The sequence below is a fragment of the Microbacterium umsixpiens genome (assembly GCF_053543675.1).
Genome location: NZ_JBLVOH010000180.1, coordinates 1 through 1,735 on the forward strand (window position 1 = coordinate 1; position 1,735 = coordinate 1,735).

The 1,735-nt window shown below is 70.1% G+C and carries 1 protein-coding gene; it reads right to left on the reverse strand.

Going from position 1 to position 1,735, the window contains the following annotated elements; translation table 11 throughout:
- Positions 1-1,735, reverse strand: a 1,735-nt coding sequence (locus tag ACNPM4_RS17025; RefSeq protein ID WP_448986469.1) for an FtsK/SpoIIIE domain-containing protein, incomplete at both ends; no start/stop codon positions are given.

A 1,735-nucleotide genomic window follows, 5' to 3' on the forward strand; every position in this document is an offset into this window, starting at 1 on the left:
CGGCGCCGCTGGTGCCGTAGATCACCATGTGGCCCTCGGTGTCGGGCAGGAAATGGAACGGCACCTGCTCCTGGCGCTCCGGCTGGTCGACGACGCCGAGCAGCAGGGCAGCGTCCGTGCGCTGCGGCAGCTTGAGCTGGTCGAACGTGGGCGCCAGCTCGTCGAGCCACGGCCGACGCGGCTTCTCGACCTGGGCCGCCTGAGCGGCGAGCACCATGGTGCTGACGAGCCGCTGCTGATCGTTCGGACCGAGGTCCTCATCGACCACGACCGCGTTCTCGTCGATGGGCAGCTCCCACGGCCCCTGGTCGGTGGTGCCGAATGCGGCGATCGCCACATCGACGCCGTCGCTCTCGCCGAGGCTCCAGCCACCGGCGTACGCCGACTGGAACAGGGTCATGCGGCCGGGGCCGGTCTTCGCGATGCCTCGACCCGGCGTGCCCGGGTCGAACAGCGAGGCGTCCTTCGTGCCGATCACGTCGTTGCTGTCGGTCTCATCCGCCATGCGCAGGGCGACACGGAGGTTCGTGTTCGCCCGCAGGTTGTCCTTGATGACACCGGCCGGACGCTGCGTGGCCATGATCAGGTGGATGCCCAGCGAACGACCGCGCTGCGCGATGTCGATCACGCCGTCGACGAACTCCGGGACCTCCTTGGCGAGAGCGGCGAACTCGTCGATCACCAGCACCAAGGCGGGCGGGGCCTGCGGGTCGCCGGCGCGCTCGAGCTCGAGGATGTCCTTGGCCTTCTTGCGGTTGAACAGGTGCTCGCGGTAGTGCAGCTCGGCCCGGAGGCTCACCAGCACGCGGCGCACGAGGTGCTCGTTCAGGTCGGTCACGATGCCGACGCAGTGCGGCAGGCTCGTGCAGTCGGCGAACGCCGAGCCGCCCTTGTAGTCGACGAACAGGAACGTCAGGCGCTCCGGGCTGTACTCGGTCGCCATGCCGAGCACCCATGCCTGCAGGAACTCGCTCTTGCCGGAGCCCGTCGTCCCACCCACCAGGGCGTGCGGTCCCTGCTGACGAAGATCGAGCTGCAACGCACCCTCTGCGCCGGCGCCGACCAGGGCGCGCAGCTTCGGCTGGTAGCGCCGCGCCGAACCCGACTTGCGCCGGGAATGGAGCGAGTCGTTCTGGGTCCAGCGGTCGACGACGCTCTCGGGCTGGGTGGCCATGTCGCGCCCGAGGAGATGCAGCATCGAGATGGTCCGCGGCACGTCGCTGCGGTCGAGGGCCACCTCGCCGGCGTCGGTCAGGCGGGCCAGGGCGCGGGCGAAGACGGCGAACTGCTCGCGCGTGAGCTCGTCGACGGAGAGGTTGTCCACCGTCTCACCGAGTCGCACGAAGTGCGCACTGTCGGTCTGACCGAGCTCCACGAACGTGCGGCAGGATGCCGGGAGGGCAGCGGCATCCTCCGTGAGCCACACCGGGAAGATCCCGCGCATGGCGGCGCGCTCGGAGAGCTGGATGAGGCGGCCGCGGTCGATCGGCGCATCCGGCGCGATCAGCACCACGATCGCCGGCTTCGGCACCGAGTCGTTCCGGTTGCGCGAGGAGTCCTCGCCGACCTTCGAGCCGCTGTTCGTCGCGGCCTTCTCGGCCTGGAGTGCACCGAGCTCGACGGCTTCACCGCCACGGCTGGAGCGCGTGTCGATCAGTTCTTCGAGACGGGCGACGATCTGCCCCGCCGACGACGGACCGTCGCCGATCGGCTGCACACCGAGCGCGGCCTGCGC